The sequence below is a fragment of the Mitsuaria sp. CC2 genome, assembly GCF_048957715.1.
In the GTDB taxonomy this organism is placed as follows: Bacteria; Pseudomonadota; Gammaproteobacteria; order Burkholderiales; family Burkholderiaceae_C; genus Roseateles.
Map to the genome: position 1 here is coordinate 43836 of NZ_JARVXN010000031.1, position 16817 is coordinate 60652.

General features: G+C 69.4%; 14 protein-coding genes. 5 read left to right on the plus strand and 9 right to left on the minus strand.

Annotated features, from left to right (window positions below; translation table 11 throughout):
- The first annotated feature begins 70 nt into the window (after positions 1–70).
- Both PV762_RS20650 and PV762_RS20655 read left to right on the plus strand, forming a co-directional pair.
- Positions 71–1516, plus strand: a complete 1446-nt coding sequence (locus PV762_RS20650) for a Calx-beta domain-containing protein (RefSeq protein WP_421036878.1) — start codon at positions 71–73, stop codon at positions 1514–1516.
- A 25-nt stretch (positions 1517–1541) separates the two neighbouring features.
- The gene (locus tag PV762_RS20655; RefSeq protein ID WP_421036879.1) at positions 1542–2183 is read left to right on the plus strand and encodes a hypothetical protein; all 642 of its coding nucleotides are present in this window, start codon (positions 1542–1544) and stop codon (positions 2181–2183) included.
- Between the two features lie 8 nt (positions 2184–2191).
- Here the strand turns inward: PV762_RS20655 and PV762_RS20660 are convergent, their stop codons facing one another.
- Both PV762_RS20660 and PV762_RS20665 read right to left on the minus strand, forming a co-directional pair.
- Complete coding sequence (locus PV762_RS20660; RefSeq protein ID WP_421036880.1) at positions 2192–2701, minus strand: GNAT family N-acetyltransferase; 510 nt, start codon at positions 2699–2701, stop codon at positions 2192–2194.
- Between the two features lie 196 nt (positions 2702–2897).
- Positions 2898–5774 carry a polysaccharide deacetylase family protein gene (locus PV762_RS20665; RefSeq protein ID WP_421036881.1) on the minus strand — a complete coding sequence of 959 codons (2877 nt, stop codon included), beginning with the start codon at positions 5772–5774 and terminating at the stop codon, positions 2898–2900.
- A gap of 192 nt (positions 5775–5966) precedes the next feature.
- Between PV762_RS20665 and purB the strand changes: the two genes are divergently transcribed.
- Positions 5967–7334 (plus strand): adenylosuccinate lyase, encoded by a 1368-nt coding sequence (gene purB / locus PV762_RS20670; RefSeq protein ID WP_421036882.1) that lies wholly within the window; start codon positions 5967–5969, stop codon positions 7332–7334.
- 100 nt (positions 7335–7434) lie between these two features.
- Here purB and PV762_RS20675 read toward each other — a convergent pair whose 3' ends face one another.
- The 6 genes from PV762_RS20675 to PV762_RS20700 form a co-directional block, all read right to left on the minus strand.
- On the minus strand, positions 7435–7884 hold the full coding sequence (locus PV762_RS20675) for a hypothetical protein (RefSeq protein ID WP_421036883.1): 450 nt from the start codon (positions 7882–7884) through the stop codon (positions 7435–7437).
- Entirely contained in the window at positions 7866–8141 is a 276-nt protein-coding gene (locus PV762_RS20680) for a hypothetical protein (RefSeq protein WP_421036884.1), read from the minus strand. The genes PV762_RS20675 and PV762_RS20680 overlap by 19 nt, the downstream gene beginning before the upstream one ends.
- Positions 8142–8450: 309 nt before the next feature.
- Positions 8451–9023, minus strand: coding sequence for a porin (locus PV762_RS20685; protein WP_421036885.1), 573 nt, complete (start codon positions 9021–9023; stop codon positions 8451–8453).
- 221 nt (positions 9024–9244) lie between these two features.
- A complete protein-coding gene (locus tag PV762_RS20690; RefSeq protein WP_421036886.1) occupies positions 9245–10561 on the minus strand; it encodes an ATP-binding protein in 1317 nt (438 codons plus the stop codon).
- The gene (locus tag PV762_RS20695) at positions 10561–11268 is read right to left on the minus strand and encodes a winged helix-turn-helix domain-containing protein (protein ID WP_421036887.1); all 708 of its coding nucleotides are present in this window, start codon (positions 11266–11268) and stop codon (positions 10561–10563) included. Before PV762_RS20695 ends, PV762_RS20690 begins: the two co-directional genes overlap by 1 nt.
- A gap of 75 nt (positions 11269–11343) precedes the next feature.
- Positions 11344–12111: a GNAT family N-acetyltransferase gene (locus PV762_RS20700; protein ID WP_421036888.1), complete on the minus strand. Its 768-nt coding sequence runs from the start codon at positions 12109–12111 to the stop codon at positions 11344–11346.
- Positions 12112–12178: 67 nt separating this feature from the next.
- On the opposite strand from PV762_RS20700, the gene pyrF reads away from it, so the two are divergent.
- Together pyrF and PV762_RS20710 are read left to right on the plus strand one after the other, a co-directional pair.
- Entirely contained in the window at positions 12179–13009 is an 831-nt protein-coding gene (pyrF, locus tag PV762_RS20705; protein WP_421036889.1) for an orotidine-5'-phosphate decarboxylase, read from the plus strand.
- 198 nt (positions 13010–13207) lie between these two features.
- Positions 13208–16498, plus strand: a complete 3291-nt coding sequence (locus tag PV762_RS20710) for a PAS domain S-box protein (RefSeq protein ID WP_421036890.1) — start codon at positions 13208–13210, stop codon at positions 16496–16498.
- Here PV762_RS20710 and PV762_RS20715 read toward each other — a convergent pair.
- Positions 16485–16814, minus strand: a complete 330-nt coding sequence (locus PV762_RS20715) for a hypothetical protein (RefSeq protein ID WP_421036891.1) — start codon at positions 16812–16814, stop codon at positions 16485–16487. The genes PV762_RS20710 and PV762_RS20715 overlap by 14 nt on opposite strands.
- Between the last annotated feature and the right edge of the window lie 3 nt (positions 16815–16817).

Here is a 16817-nt window from a genome sequence, read left to right on the forward strand (position 1 = left end):
GAGCAATTTTGGGAACCTGAGCATGCCCGCACAGTGTCTGGCTGTTCATTGACCCTCGCGAATAACGCTCATGCGCTCCTCAGCATCCAAGAACGCTCCCGCACCCCGCCCGGCACCCGGTCGTCGCCGCAAGGAAGACGATGACGCGCCGACGCCTGTCGCCAGGCACGCCTCGGCCGAAGCAGTCGACACGCCCGTCGATGCGGAGGACGTCGTCGCACCGGCCGACGCAGACCATGGCCGGTGGACCGTGGCCTCCGCGGGGTATGCGACCGGCTCGCAAGCCGCGACGTCGGGGCCGGGAGCGGGAGGGTCCGCTGCGGATGGCGAGGCACGGCCGCCTCTGCCCTCGCTGGTGGAAGCCGGTATCGGGCTCGGCGTCGTGGGCCTGCTCGGGGCCATCGCCGTCGGCGCGAGCACCAAGGCGTCGGCGGTTCCATCGCCGGTGACGCCGATCAAGCCGGTGAATCCAGTCAGGCCAGTCGACCCATTCAACCCGGTCACGCCGGTCGATCCGGTCGATCCGGTCGATCCGGTCAACCCGGTGAAGCCGGTCGATCCGGTCAACCCGGTGAAGCCGGTCGATCCGGTGAAGCCGGTGAAGCCGGTGGATCCAGTCGACCCGGTAAAGCCGGTTGACCCTGTCGCTCCCGCTCAATCGACATTCTCGATCTCCAACGCTCACGTCATCGAAGCTCATGAGGGCACGCGGGAGCTGGTCTTCCTCGTTCAACGCTCGGGCGACATCAGCCAGCGCGGCTCCGTCCGCTATTCCGCCCAGTCGGGCCAGAGCACGACCTCCAGGGACGAGCTGGTCGGAGACCAGACTGGCACTGTCTCATTCAAACCTGGCGAGTCCCAGCAGGTCATTCGCCTGACGCTGAAGGGCGACTACCTGCGTGAGACCGACGAGCGGGTCTCGGTCAAACTGCACGATCCGGTGGCTGGAACGCTGGGTCGGGCGGAGGGAGACGGCACGATCCATGAAGTCGACGTCACGCGCCTGCAGGCCGCCTACGGCTTGCGGGACTTGAACCCGGAGCTGGATGGACCGGCGATTTGTGTGCGTCGATCGTCTGACAGCATGGAGCTCGACATCGGCTTCGATGCCCACGGGCAACTCGATCGCCGGAAGTTGCTGGACTTCGTCGGGAGCGACTCCGGCGCAAAGGGATACGTGACGCGCTGGTACGACCAGTCCGGAAACTCCCGCGACATGACGGCGTCGGTGCCTGCGCTTCAGGGCGTCATCGTCGACGGCGGCAAGATCGTCACCCGGGCGGACACCTCTGCGGCCATCAGTTTCAACGCCGGCCGCAACGGGGAGAACTTCGACACGATGACGGCGACCGGCTTGGCCGCCGACGATTGGCGCAGCGCGGTGATCTACGCCAACGTGCAGAGCGAGGGCACGCAGAACGGCACCTTGTTCAATTTGGGCGAAGCGAAGATCGGGCGCTTGAGCGTCCACTTTCCAGCACAGGACAAGGTCAGCTTCGACGTCAGGAGCGCCTGAAGCGCTCCTCGACAGTGCCAACGACATGGTCTTCGAGATTCACAGCGGCAACCGTACCGCCGGGAATGAGGCGCTCAATTACACCGATGCCTCGGAAGCCATCTTCCAGAACGGTCATCGTGTGGCATCGCATGGGAAAGAAAGTACGCCGGGCGAGTTCGCCACGACCTCCCGCTGGCGACTCGCCTCGCATGACGATTCTGGAGATCGCACCTACTACCAGCAGGCGATGTACAACGAATTCCTCGTCTACCTCGCCAAGGACAACAGCACGCCTTCCCTGCAGAACCTGATCGGCACGGCGCAGGACGATGTCCTCAGCTACGCCGGCGAGCAGGACCTGAAGCGCATCGATGGTCTGGCTGGCCATGACACGCTGTATGTCGCGGGGACGGCGACCCTCGACCTCACCCGATTCAGCGCGGGCATCAAGAACGTCGAACAGTTCTGGCTGGACAACGGCGAAACCAATACGCTCCAGCTCACGGCACGCACCTTGAGCGACCTTGCCGTGGAGACGCTGGAGATCCGGCTGGATGCGAATGACCGGGTCGAGATCGATGAGGTGCGGGTCCCGGTCGACGGCACCCTGATGAATCGCCTGCAGATGCTCAGCCCCACGATGCAGTTCAAGATCATCGTGGATGGTCAGCCCGTGATGGGCTGATCCGGAGATCAGGCCGCCTCGAACCGCGGCAGCAGCCGCACGTGGGTGTATCGAGCGGGACGTTCGATGACATCGACGTTCGCATCGATCGGCGCGAAACCGCAGCGGGTCCAGAAGGTCGCGGAATCGTCACCTTCGCAGTTGACATGCAGTCGGCTGAAGTGCCCCTGCGCACTCGCGAGCACCGCATTCACCAGGCGCTTCGCCAGGCCGTGGCCGCGCCAGTCGGGATGCACGTAGAAGCGGCGCATGCGGCCGGTGCCGGCCCGTCCGGGCGGCGGCTCGACGTTGAGCCCGCCCACCGCGATCACCTGCCCGTGCGCATCGATCCAGGCCCACAGCGATTCACCGGGCTGCTCGTAGCGGTTGGCGCCGCTGCGCCATTCGTCCATCAGGCGGCGCAGCATCTGCCGCCCCTCGCTCTCGCTGGCCGCGAGCAGCGGCGCCCAGGCGAGGGGATCCATCTGATGCACGCGGATCAGGCGCGGTGCGACGCCATCGGAAGCCAGGGAAAGCATCGAACGAAACGGTAATCAGTCGCCGACCAGGCGGTCAATCGATCGGGTCATCCGATCGGGAAAGGACGGATTAAGCAGCAGGCGGAATGCCCCTCGCATCAGGGACAACCCGCCCGCCGTCGGTGCTTTCCAACGCTCGTCCGATGGCCTCCGCAGAGGTTCCGCCGGCCGCCGGGTCGACGACCGGGATCCCTGATCACCGCGGCGGTTCGGGCTTCTTCGCGCTGTCCGGATGCTCGATCCAGGCCTTGAGCTCCGCGGCTCGCGCGTGCTTCGGCGAGAGCTCGATGAAGGCCCGGTACGCCGCCTGCGCGCCCGTGTCGTCACCCGCGCGCAGCAGCGCATCGCCGAGATTCAGGTGCGCCAGCGCGCGGCTGCCGTCCATCTCGATCGCCTTGCGGTACCAGCGCGCGGCCTCGGCCGGCTTGTCGCGCTTGTAGTAGATGAAGCCCAGGTTGTTGGCCGCCAGCGCGAACTTCGGCTGCAGCTTGAGCGCTTCGGTGAACGCGGCCTCGGCCTCGTCGTAGCGGCGCTCCTTGTAGAGCTGCAGGCCGCGGTCGTTGGCGCGTTGCGCCGCGACGCGCGCGCTGGCCGGCGCCGGCGCGGCGCTGGTCGCGATCGCCGTGTCCGCGCCGTCCAGGCCCTTCAGCGTGACCTGCACCGACGTCGCGCTGGCCGCGGGCGAACTGGGCGCGGCGCCGGTCGGCGCGGAGGCCTGCGCCACCGGCTGCAGCTGCGCGTTGCGGGCCTCGTCCGCCTGCTTCGCCAGGGCGCTGGCCTTCGCGTCGAGCTGGTTGCTGTCACCGCTCAGCGCCTGCTCCTGCGCCGAGGCGAGCTCGAAGATGAACTCCCCGCCTTCGCTGCCCGGCAGGCTGCCGAAGGCCGGGGTCTGGTGCGCGATCGCCGACACCGCCGGCGCCACGTAGGCGGCCAGTTCGGTCGCGGTGATGAGGCCGTCGCCGTTGAGGTCGGCCTTGCCGGAGAGCGCCTGCAGCAGCGTCCAGGTGAACACCGAGTGCCCGCCCGGGCCGTCGTCGGCGACCTGCTGGTCGGCGCCGCCGGCCGTCATCATCTGGCGGCCCAGCCGGCGCGCGTTGTCGCGCACGAAGTTCGAGCTGCCGCCCGGCGCGCCGCCGCGCGTCAACCCGAGCCCGGAGTAGCAGGCGTCGATGACGAAGAACGCATGCTTGGCCGGCAGCGCCTCGCTCAGCTCCTGCAGCTGCGGCATCGCGATCGCGTCGGTCTGCAGGTCGTCGGTGCCGGCGTCGACCGGGATGATGTAGCCGACGTCGCGCCCGCTCGGCAGCTTGCGCGTGCTGCCGTGACCGGCGAAGAACACGAACACGCGGTCGTCGCGCTTGAGCTTGCCGTCGCCGCCCTTGCGCGCCATGCCGTTGAGCGCGCGCAGGATGTTGGCGCGCGTCGCGTCGCCGTCGGTCAGCGTGGTGACGTTCTCCGGCCGGAAGCCGAATTGCGTCTGCAGCGTCTCCTGGATCGCGCGGGCGTCGCGCACCGCATGCTGCAGCCGCGGCCAGGCCTTGTACTGGTCGATGCCGATCACCAGCGCCACGCTGTCGCGATAGAGGTTCGCGCCGGCGAGATCCGGCGGCGTCGCGTCCGCGGCCGGCGTGTCGGCCGCGACGATCCTGCCGTCCTTCCAGGCCGCGAACCTGTAGCCCTCGGCCTTCAGCTGGTCGAGCACCAGCGGCAGCGCCTCGACGGTGCGCGCGTGGATGTCATGGAACAGCACGATGCCGCGCTGCTGCTTGCCGAGCTCGCCCAGCACGCGCGCGGCGATCGACTTCGGGATCGGGTCCGACCAGTCCAGCGAGTCGACGTTCCACATCATCGAGCGCAGCTTGAGCGACTCGATCGCGCCCAGCGCGGCGTCGTTGCGCGCGCCGTAGGGGAAACGGAACAGCGCCTGGCCGTCGCGGCCGGCGGCGTCGAGCAGCGCCTCGGTCGAGCTGGCTTCCTGGCGCACCTTGGCGAGCTCGAACTTCGACATCACGCCGTGGCTGAAGCTGTGGTTGGCGATCGGATGGCCGGCGGCGAGCACGCGTTTGGCGACCTCGCTGCCGGGGCCGGGCTTGACCTTGCCGTCGGCGTCGACGCTGCCGAGGTTGCGGCCCAGCTCGAAGAACACGGCCGGCGCCTGGTAGCGCTTGAGGATCTCCAGGATCTCGTCGGTGTAGCGCGGGTGCGGGCCGTCGTCGAAGGTCAGCAGCACCGTCTTGGGCGGCAGCTGGCGGCCGAAGAATTCGCGTTCCTGCTTGGTCGGTCCGCGGGTCGCGGCCGGGGCCGGGGCCGCAGCGGTCTGCGCGCTCTGCGCAGCGGGCGCGGCGGCCGTCGAGGGCGTGGCGTCGTCCGGGCCCTCCGTGACGCTGGGACGCGCCTGCAGGTCCGGCAGGATGGTCGCGTAGTCCTTCAGGATGCGGTCGCGCGCGTACAGGCCCTTGAGCTTGGCGACATAGTCGGTCCACTTCTCGCGCTTGGGCACGATGCCGCGCTGCGCGAAGCGGCCGAAGGTGTCGCGCAGCTCCTGCTCGTAAGCGTTCTCGATCTCGGCCAGCACGCCCAGGTCCTCGCCCGCGCGCTTGGCGAGCTTCAGGCCGGCGATGCTCTGCGAAGTCGAGAACTGCTGCGACAGCTGCGCCAGGAATTCCTTGAACGCGAGCCGGTCGGCGTCGAACCACGAGGGCTCCTGCTCGACGCGGTCCAGCAGTTCCGCCAGCGCGGCGAGGCCGGCCGGGTCGGTGCTTCTGCCCGCGGTCTCGCCGAGCGCCCGGATGCTGTCCTGCATGTCGTGGAAGAGCAGCATGCCGACGGCGCGCACGGCGTCGCGCTCGGCGGGCTTGAGCGCGGACTCGCCGTCCATCAGCACGATCATCTGGCGATAGCGCGCGAGCACCTCGTCGCTCTGCCTGAGCAGCGTGGCGCTGACGGCCGGATTGGCGGAAGCCGCCTCCACCGGCGCCAGCGGCCGGGGCGCATCGCCGGACGGCTGGCAGCCGCCCAGCAGGGTCATCGTGACGGCGGACGCCGCGGCCAGGGTGGCCGTCCGGGCGGTCATCCAGACGGCGCCCCTGCGTTGACTTCTCTCTTGCATGCCTTCCCTCGAACCTTCCCTCTATGCCGTTCCGCTGGCCCCGCGGCCGCCCTCCCCCGGGCGTCGGCGGGCCGAAGCGGCGCCATTGTGACCCGCTCTGTAGAATCCCCGGGTTTGTCCCACCCCCTGAATGGCCGGTTCCGGCCCTCGCGCGCCATGAATCTTTCCGCCCTCACCGCCCTGTCGCCCCTGGATGGCCGTTATGCGTCGCGCATGGCCGCGCTGCGTCCGCTGCTGTCCGAGTTCGGTCTGATGCACCGCCGCGTGCAGGTGGAGATCGAATGGTTCATCGCGCTGTCCGACGGGGGTTTGGCGGAACTGAAGCCGCTGTCGGGCGCCTCGCGCGAATTCCTGCGGGCGCTGGTGGCGAACTTCTCCGAGACCGACGCGCAGGCGATCAAGGACATCGAGAAGACGACCAACCACGACGTCAAGGCGGTGGAGTACTGGATCAAGCAGCAGTTCGCCGGCAAGGCGGAGCTGGAGGGCGCGGGCGAGTTCGTGCACTTCGCCTGCACCAGCGAGGACATCAACAACACCAGCCACGGCCTGATGCTGAAGGCCGCGCGCGACCAGGTGATCCTGCCGGCGCTGGACCGCGTGATCGAGAAGATGACCGCGATGGCCCAGGCCCACGCCGCCGCGCCGATGCTGAGCCGCACGCACGGCCAGACCGCCAGCCCGACGACCGTCGGCAAGGAGATCGCCAACGTCGTGGCGCGCCTGCGCCGCGCGCGCACCGTGATCGAAGAGGTGAAGCTGCTGGCCAAGATGAACGGTGCCGTGGGCAACTACAACGCGCACCTGTCGGCTTATCCGGAGAAGGACTGGGAAGCGTTCAGCCAGTCGGTGATCGAGCAGCAGCTGGGCCTGACCTTCAATCCGTACACGATCCAGATCGAGCCGCACGACTACATGGCCGAGCTGTTCGACGCCGTCACGCGCGCCAACACCATCCTGGTGGACTGGTCGCGCGACGTGTGGGGCTATGTGTCGCTGGGCTACTTCAAGCAGAAGACCAAGGCCGGCGAGATCGGCTCGTCGACGATGCCGCACAAGGTCAACCCGATCGACTTCGAGAACGCCGAGGGCAACTTCGGCCTGGCCAGCGCCGTGCTGACGCACCTGAGCCAGAAGCTGCCGATCTCGCGCTGGCAGCGGGACCTGACGGACTCGACGGTACTGCGCAACATGGGCGTGGCGCTCGGTTACGCGCTGCTGGGCTACGACTCGCTGACCAAGGGCCTCGACAAGCTGGAACTCAACCAGGCCGCGCTGGACGCCGACCTGGATTCGTCCTGGGAAGTGCTGGCCGAGCCGATCCAGACGGTGATGCGCCGCTACGCGCTGCCCAACCCGTACGAGCGCCTGAAGGAACTGACGCGCGGCAAGGCGATCACGCGCGAATCGATCCAGGCCTTCATCCAGGGACTGGAACTGCCGGAAGCCGAGAAGCAGCGCCTGCTGGCGATGACGCCGGGGAACTACACCGGCACGGCGGAGGCGCTGGCGAAGCGGATCTGATCGGTTGATCGGCCGGATCGCAACAAGGGGGCAGTGCATTCGTGCACTGCCCCCTTTTGCTATCGACCTCCTGTTGAAGGGTTTCGTTCAAGCCTTCCGTTCAGGCGTCCGGATCGGGCGCTGCGGGCTGACGCCAGCGGTGACCGACAAGCACGGCGCAGCAGGCGATCCAGGCCCCGGCGATGACCTCGAGCGCAATGCCCGCCAGGGCGTCCGGCGCGGCGGCGGCGAGGGCCCAGAAGGCTTCCGCGCCGATCGCGGCGGCCACGAGTCCGAGCAGGGCGACGGCGCTGCGCGAGACGCGGGGACGGGTGCCGTCGACGGCGGCCGCGAGGAACACCGCCGTCACCCGCAACACGACGGCGCCCCACAGCATCGCGCCCATGATCGCGAGGAAGAGCTCCGGGTACGACCAGGCCGCGCAGCAGCCCGGCAGCGCCAGCACGAGACGCGCGCCCGCGCTCGCGGCGATCACGCGTGCCGCGGTCCGCAGCAGCCCCGGCGCCGACGGACGTCCGGCGTCGTCGGCGTTCACCGCGTGATGTTGCATGCCTTGGCGTACTGCGCCGCCAGGCCGCCGCCGATGGCCCAGCCGCCCATCACGCTGAGGAAGCTGCCGCCGATGCCGCCGACGGTGGCGCCGATGCCGCTCCAGGCCAGGATGGTGTTCGCGCAGGCGGCGCCGTCCGCGGTGGCGCGGCCTTCGGGCGTGCCGGCCCAGGAATCGCCGCCGTGCACGGTGTCGATCTCCGCGTCGGTCAGCTCGCGGAATTCCAGGTCACGCGAGTCAAGAGAAGTGTTGTTCATGTCGAGGGTCTCGATGAGGAAAAGGAGATCCACGAAGTTGGATTCGATGGATCACACCGTCGGGTGACGGCGCGTTCGCATTCCATCGAGAACGGGCGACGACGCCCATGACCCGGGTGTGCGTGCGACGGTCCCGGCACGGACCGTGAACACGGATCGCGGTTGTCCGATCGCAATGAAAAAAGGGCAGTGCATTTCTGCACTGCCCTCGCACCTGCCGGGGAATCGGGGGTCGGGTGTCGCTCGGAGCAGCCCCGTCAGGCGCCGGTGCCGGGGGGAATCGGCACCGGTCAACCGGAGTCGGCCGTCTTAGAACTGATAGGCCAGGCCCATGCTCAGACGATCGTCCTTCTTGTTGAAGCCGTTGGCGTCCGGCAGGTTGTTGAAGCGGGTGGCTTCAGCGCGCAGCGAGACGTTCTTTGTCAGCGCGTAGTCGACGCCGACGCCCAGCTTCAGGCCGGTCTTGTCCTTGTCGCCCAGGCCGTTGCTGAAGTCGCGCTCGGCGTAGGCCACGCCGACCTTGCCGTAGACGCCGAAGCCCTTGCCCAGCGGGGCGCGGGCGATGCCGTCCAGCGAGTACACCTTGTTCTTCGCGGTCACGCCGCCGAAGTCGACCTTGCCCAGGTCGGTGTAGGCGATTTCAGCCGCAAAGTTCTCGTTGAACTTGTAGCCGCCGAAGATGCTGTAGCTGTCCGACGAGCGCTTCTGGGAATTGCCGTCCACACGCTGCGAGGACTTGCCGACGTCGCCGCCGATGTAATACGGGGTCACCGGATCGGCGTGCGCCACGCCCACGCCCAGCGTCAGTGCGACGGTCGCGGCAGCCAGCAGACCGGCCTTCTTGCCGTTGATCGAGGGGCGGGTGTTGTTGTTGCTGTTCATCTGGAACTCCTTCAGAGCTGTTGATCGATCTGTCGTTCCGGGTCGCCTGGGTCAGTGATCAGGCTCGTTCGACATGGAGCTCATTCTGGGAATTCGACCCCGCCGCGTCTGTGGCGCGAGTTGAGCGCTTGTGTGACGGTCGATGACAGCCGCGCACGCGGCGCTTGACGAAGCTTCACGCGGGGCGGAGAACGCCCACTGCGTCAGCGATTCAGGCGAAGTCAGGCCGCTTCGGCCGACCAGTACAGCAGGAGCCGGGCGCCGCCCAGGCGCGGCGCTTCGCCGAGTCGCGCATGGCCGCCGTGCGCGTGCGCGACGTGTCGCACGATGGCGAGCCCCAGGCCGAAACCGCGCGTGCCGCGCCCTTTGCGTTCGAGGCGCTTGAACGGCTCGAAAGCCGCCTCGCGCAGCGACGGCGGCACGCCCTCGCCGTCGTCGTCGATCGCGAGCCAGAGCTGCCCCGCCTCCACCCACGCGCTCAGCAGAATGCGGCCCTTCGCGTACCGCGCGGCGTTGCGCAACCCGTTGCGGATCGCGTAAGGCAGCAGCCTTTCATCGAAAGGCAACTGATCCGGCAGACGCAGATCGGTGTCCAGGGCCTTGCCGTCGAGCAAGGGCGCCAACGACGCCGCCTCCTTCGTCAACATGTCGCCCAGATTGCCTTGCATCACATTCGGCTGCAGCGCGCCCATGTCGAGCCGCGCCAGCGTGAGGCTTGCGTCGATGAGTTCATCGAGTTCGGCGATGTCTCGCTCGCACGCCATCACCGCCTGCTCGCGCCGATCGCGGTCGTCCTCGTCGACGAGCGCATCCACCGCGAATCGCAAGCGCGCCAGCGGCGTCCGCAACTCATGCGACACCGCGCCGGTCAGCTCACGCTGCGTCGCCATCGCGGCGGCCAACCGCTCCAGCATCGCGCGCGTCGCCGCGGCGACCGGCGCGAACAGCGTGCTCTTCAACGGCGGCAGCTCCGTGTCGAGCCGGCCCGCGCTCAACCGCTCAGCCGCGCGTTGCAGCCCGCGCAGATCACGCCACAGCGGCCGCAACTGCCACCACGCGATCAGCGCGACCGCCAGGGCGATGACGACCGCCACGCCGAGCTGCGCCGCGAGTTCCTTCGGCAGCTCGCCGGCCCGCTTGGAATCGAGCGGCCCGAGCAGCAGCAGCTGATCGGGCTCGCCGGGGAGCGCCGCGTAGATGCGCCGGTTGAAGCCGGTGACCAGCACCTCGCCGCGCTCCAGCCGGCGGCGCTGGTCCGCGCTGAGCTTCGCGAGATCCGTGCGGATCAGCCGCACCGGATAGTCGAACTGCGCATCGAGCTGCTGCACGCGCTCGCGCCGCGCCGGCGGATCGAGCGGCGAGAGATCCCGCACCAGCAGGTCCACCGTGCCGCGCATGAAGTTGCGCACGTAGTCGTTGGTGACCTCGGACGCGCCGATCAGCACCAGCGCCTCGACGAGCAGGATGAGCGCCAGCACCGCCAGTCCGAGTCCCAGCGCCATCCGCAGCAGCGAGGCGCGCAGCGTGATCGCGGCCATCAGTCGATCGCGAAGAGGTAGCCCTGCCCGCGCACCGTCTTGATCCGCACCGGCGCCTGCGCGTCGTCGCCGATCTTCCTGCGCAGCCGCGAGATGCGTGCGTCGATCGCGCGGTCCAGCCCGTCGAACTCCAGTCCGCGCAGCCCCTGCATGATGTCGTCGCGGCTGACGACCTGCCCGGCGCGATGCGCCAGGAAGTTCAGCAGCTCGTACTCGGCGGTCGTGAGCACGACCGGCTCGCCGTTCAGGCGCAGCTCGCGCGACTGCGGCAGCAGCGTCAGCGGTCCGAAGTGCAGCGCCTCGCCGATGGGATGCGCGGCCGGCATCGCGTCACGGCGCAGCAGCGCCTTCAGCCGCGCCAGCAGCACGCGCGGCGCCACCGGCTTGGCGATGTAGTCGTCCGCGCCGCCCTCCAGGCCGAGCACCTGGTCGATGTCGTCGTCGCGCGCCGTCAGCATCACGATGCGGCCGGCGAAATCGCGCCGCGTGTCGCGCAGCACGTCGAAGCCGTCCTTGCCGGGCAGGTGGCCGTCCAGCAGCACCAGCTCGAAAGTCTCCTGCCGCATCATCGCCTCGCCGGCCAGGCCGTCGCCGCAGACGGTCACCGCGTAGTTGGCCTTCGCCAGCGCGTCGGCGACCAGTTGCGCCAGGCGTTCGTCGTCTTCGATGAGCAGGATGCGCGCGGCGGGATGAGCGGGAATGTCCATGGCGCCCAGCATAGGCGAGCCCCCGCCCCGCCGACTTCAGCCACGCTTAAGCGCGCCTGCGCACGCGTGCGGGCTTCAGCGGTCCGCCGGCACGTCCAAGCGCCATCCCGCGGGCGTGCGGACGGCCCGCAGCGTCGGATCGTCCGCCAGCGGCGCCCAGCGCTGCGCCAGGTGATCCAGCGCCTGCGGAGACAGGTCGGTACGGCTGGCCATCACGCGTTCGACCGTCTCCGGCGTCACGCAGGCCATCAGCGCCGCACGGGCCGGTCCGCTCAGCGCGGCATGCCAACGGCGTCGCAGCGCGGCGATCTCCTCGGCGTCGCCGGGCGGTGCCGGGTCGTGCCAGGAATACACCCGCGACTCGCCCTCATGGGCCTCGGTCTGCTGCAGGCCCTCGTCGGTCATGCCGATCGCGAGCAGCACGCGCCCCGACGGATGGTTGTCCGGCGCCGTCGTGCCCAGCAGGTGCCGCAGGCCGAGCACCTGCCGGCAGTAGTCGAAGGTGCCGGCCGCGGCCTCCCGCGCGTAGCCGTGACCCCAGAACCGCGCCGGGAAGCCGTAGCCGATGTCCGGATGCGGCAGTCCGTCGCGCTGGATCGCGCCGGCCAGGCCTACCAGTTCCCCGTCCTCCAGCCGCTCGACGGCCCAGAACCCGTAGCCCAGCAGCCAGTAACGCGCCTCCAGCCGTTCGCGGATCCAGGCGGCGGCCTGCTCGTCGGTGCGGACCTGCGCGTCGTAGATGTGCTCAATCCAGGCCGGCTCGTTGAGCAGGCCGCGGACGAAAGCCGCATCCGACTGCCGGAACCACCGCAGGCGCAGTCGCGCCGTTCTCAACACGTCCATTCCCGCCTCCCAGCGCCCGGAGCCGCCCCCGGATGTGTTCTCAAGCAAAAGCGGGACAATACCGCACATGAAATTCATGTCGAAGCTCCAGGCGGCCGAGCGCCTGAACGACTCCCTGCTGTGCGTCGGGCTGGACCCCGATCCCGCGAAGTTCCCGACCCACTGGCGGGGCGACGCCGGCCGGATCTACGACTTCTGCGCCGCCATCGTCGACGCCACCAAGGACGTGGTGAGCTCGTACAAGCCGCAGATCGCCTACTTCGCCGCGCACCGCGCCGAAGACCAGCTCGAGCAGCTGATGGCCCACATCAAGCGCCACGCGCCGCACGTGCCGGTGATCCTCGACGCCAAGCGGGGCGACATCGGCGCCACCGCCGAGCAGTACGCCCGCGAAGCCTTCGAGCGCTACCAGGCCGACGCGGTGACGCTGTCGCCGTTCATGGGCCGCGACAGCGTCGAGCCCTATCTGCGCTATGCCGACAAGGGCGCCTTCCTGCTGTGCCGCACCTCCAACCCGGGCGGCGACGACTGGCAGATGCAGCGCCTGGCCGATGTGCCGGGCCAGCCGCGCCTGTTCGAGCATCTGGCCGCGCTCGCCCAGGGCGACTGGAACGTCAACGGCCAGCTCGGCCTGGTGGTCGGCGCGACCTACCCGAAGGAGATCGAGCGCGTGCGTGAACTCGCCCCCACGCTGCCGCTGCTGATCCCGGGCGTGGGCGCCCAGGGCGGCGACGCGGCGGCCACGGTGTCCGCAGGCTGGCGCCACGGCGGCGGCACGGTCATCGTGAATTCTTCCCGCGCCGTGTTGTATGCGTCCGCCGGCGAGGACTTCGCCGCCGCCGCCCGCCGTGTGGCGCTGGCGACACGCGACGCGCTGCGCCCCCCGGCCGCGGCCTGATCCCCGGGCGGCGACGCCCGCCAACTAGTTGGCAAAAACCCCGAACGCGCACCGGACTGGACGCGTTTCGGGATTCCACGCCTCTTCAGAACCCCCTCCGCTCACCGAGACTCCGTTACCGGACGTTGCATTTACGGGCCGCCGCCTGCCGATCCGGCACGCCGCTCGCCCCGCAACCTTTCCAAGGAGAGAAAGGGCATGTCCATCCATCACGAGTTGGGGCGGGGTCGAGTGAGCAAGGATTCCCAGGACGATCTGAGCAGTCTGGTCGGGCACGAGTTGTCGCGCGGCGACAGCCTGCCTGCGAAGCTGCAATGGCGCGCCGCGCGGCTGTTCATGGCCGCCTGCGTGCTGCTGTCCGGCATGGCCGGCCTGCTGCTGCTGGCCAGCGCCGGCGCCACCGAGCCCTTGCGCGGCCTGCTGCCGCCGGTGCTCGCCCTCGTGACGACCTTCGCCGGGCTGGCGATGCTGTGGCGGCTCCCCTCCCACCACGGCCCCGCGGCGGCGGTCGCGCTGATGTGCCTGGCGATGGCGACGGCGCTGTCGCTGGCGGTGTCCCGCCAGCTCGGCCTCAACGCCGCGAGCCTCGGGATCATGGGCCTGATGGTCGCGCTCGGCACCGGCATGATCGGCCTGGGTGCCGGCCTGTCGCTGTTCGGCCTGGGACTGGCGGCGCTGGGCGGACTGGCCTCGGCGGAACTGGGCGGCTGGATCCAGGTCGGCGCCGCGCCGGTCGGACTCACCGCGCGGCTGCTGACCCAGCTCCTGCTGCTGACCTCGGGGCTGGTCGTCGGTCTGGGAACCGCCAAGCTGATCCGGCGCGCGATGCAGGAGGTCAACGACCGCCACGCGCGTTTCCGCCACCTGCTCAACATGGCGGCGGACTGGTACTGGGAGATGGATCGCCAGTTCCGCTTCACCCACCTGACCGAACACACCCCGGGCGCGTCGGGCCTGTCGATGGCCGAGCGGCTGGGCCGCGCGCCGTGGGAGATCGAGCACCTCGGCCTCTCCGACGAGGAACTCGACGCGCACCGCGCCGACCTCGAATCGCACCGCCCGTTCCGCGGCCTGGTCATGCGCCGCACCTCCGGGGACGGCGCGCTGCACTACGTGTCGATCAGCGGCGAGCCGCGTTTCGATGCCAAGGGCAACTTCCGCGGTTACTGGGGCGTGGGCCGCGACGTCACCGACGAGGTCCAGACCGAGCAGGCCATGGTGGCCACCGAGACGCGCTACCGCGAGCTCTTCCGCCGCTCGCCGTCGCCGCTGGTGCTGCATCGCTGGGGCCGCGTGATGGACGCCAACCCGGCGGCGATGGCCATGTTCGGCTACACGCAGCGCTCGTCGATGATCGGCCAGGACCTGTTCTCGCATTACGAGCCGGGCGACGAGGAACGCGCCCGTCAGCGCGCCGCCAAGATCGAGGCGCTGCCCGTCGGCGCGATGCTGCCGATGACGGAATTCCGGCTGCGCACGCTCTCGCGCCGGCGCCGCCTGGTGCAGGCCACCAGCGTGCGCGTGGACGCGGCCACCGGGCCGGCGACGCTGTCCTTCTTCATCGACCAGACCGAGACCTCGCGCGCGCAGGACGCGCTGCGGCGTTCGGAGGCGCTGCTGTCGCACCTGTTCGCGACCAGCCCCGACGTGGTCACGCTGACCGAGACCGTCAGCGGCCGCTACGTGATGGTCAACAAGACTTTCGAGCTGATCAGCGGCTACACCGCCGACGAGGTGCTGGGGCGCAGTTCGGAGGAGCTCGGCATCTGGCAGGACATCGGCGACCGCGAACGGCTGGTGGAGGCCTTGCGCCAGCACGGCCGCGTGAGCGACATGCCGGCGACCTTCGCCAACCGGCGCGGACAGCCGATCCCGATGCTGCTGTCGGCGGCGCCCTTCGTGATGGACGGGATGTCCTACCTGGTCGTCAACTCGCGCGACGTCAGCGACACCGAGCGCACCCGGCTGGTCCATGCGGCGATCCTGGAGAACGCGTCGATCGGCATCGCGCTGACGCGCGACCAGCATTTCGTGCAGGCCAACCGGCTGGTGGAGGAGATGTTCGGCTGGCCCGCGGGCGGGCTGATCGGCCAGGCGGGTGGCGTGGTGTGGCCCAACCCCGAAGACTACGAGGCGGTCGGCGACGAACTCGGTCCGCGGCTGGCCGCGGGTGAGCAGGTCGAGGTCGAACGCCTGATGCGACGCCGCGACGGCAGCCGCTTCCTGTGCCGGATCCTGGCGCGGGCGGTGGACCCGAACCACCCCAGCCGGGGCGGCACGATCTGGATCATGGAAGACGTGACCGAGCGCCGGCGCGTCGAGGCGGCGCTGGCGCAGGCCAAGGACGAGGCGCAGGCCGCCAACCGGGCCAAGAGCGCCTTCCTGGCCAACATCAGCCACGAGATCCGCACGCCGCTGAACGGCCTGGTCGGTCTGGCGCGTCTGCTGCAGCAGCCCGACCTGAACGGCGACACGCGCACCCACTACCTGGACCAGATGGTGGACAGCGCGGAGAGCCTGTCGGGCCTGATGTCGGACATCCTGGACCTGTCCAAGATCGAGGCTGGCCGGCTGACGCTGGAGACGGTGCCCTTCGCGCTGCGCGACATGCTGGCGACGATGCGCATGGGGTACCTCACGCTGGCGCAGGCGCGCGGGCTGGGCTTCAGCATCGACGTCGAGGACGCGGTGCCGGCCTGGGTGATCGGCGACCCGGTGCGGACGCGGCAGATCCTGAGCAACTACCTGAGCAACGCCTTGAAATTCACCGAACAGGGCCGCGTCGCGGTGCGGGTGCGCCGGCTGGACGAGCGGCGCCTGCGCGTCGAGGTCAGCGACACCGGCCCCGGCATCGCCGAGGCCATGCACGAGCGGCTGTTCCAGCCCTTCACGCAGGCCGACGAATCGACCACGCGCCGTTACGGCGGCACGGGTCTGGGCCTGTCGATCTGCCGCGAGCTGGCGACCCTGATGGGCGGCGACGTGGGCGTGGACAGCCAGCCGGGCGCGGGCGCGACCTTCTGGGCCGAGCTGCCGCTGCCGGCGGCGCCGGCGCCCGCGCCGGTCAACACGCAGCGCCGCTCGCCGGCGGACGAGGCGGAACTGGCGGGACGCCGCGTGTTGATGGTCGAGGACAACCCGGTGAACATGATGATCGCGGTGGCCATGCTCGAGCAGTGGGGCGCGGAGGTCTCACAGGCCAGCGACGGTAGCCAGGCGGTGGAGGCAGTGACGGCCGCGGCCAGCATGGGCAAACCCTTCGATGCGGTGCTGATGGACGTGCAGATGCCGGTCATGAGCGGTCACGAGGCGACACGGCAACTGCGCCAGCGCTACGACGCGACCGAGCTGCCGATCATCGCGTTGACGGCGGCGGCGCTGGTCCAGGAACGCGACGAGGCGCTCGCCGCCGGGATGAACGAGTTCCTCACCAAGCCGATCGACGCGCAGCGGCTGCGGCAGGTGCTGGTGAAGCTCACGGCGGATTGACCGGGTCAGCGGTCCCTGTCCCGTTGCTGCGTTCAAGGTATAGCCGACGACCGGCAAGCACCCGAAGCTCCGCGCGAATCTGCTGCGACAGGCTCATGGCCTCCGCCGCTTCCTTCCGCGTGATGTGTCGTTCCGTCGAGTAGTCAGCATCGTTCCTGCTGCTGCGCAGTTCCCCTAGCCTGCGGGCCAAACCCTTCTCGCCGTCACGTTCGTAATGCTCCTGGGTCCATTGGTGAACCCTGGAATGCCGCTCGAAAATGCCCGCCATGTCGAGTCCAGAGATGCCTTGCGACGATGAGGACTTCATCGGGGTCAAAAG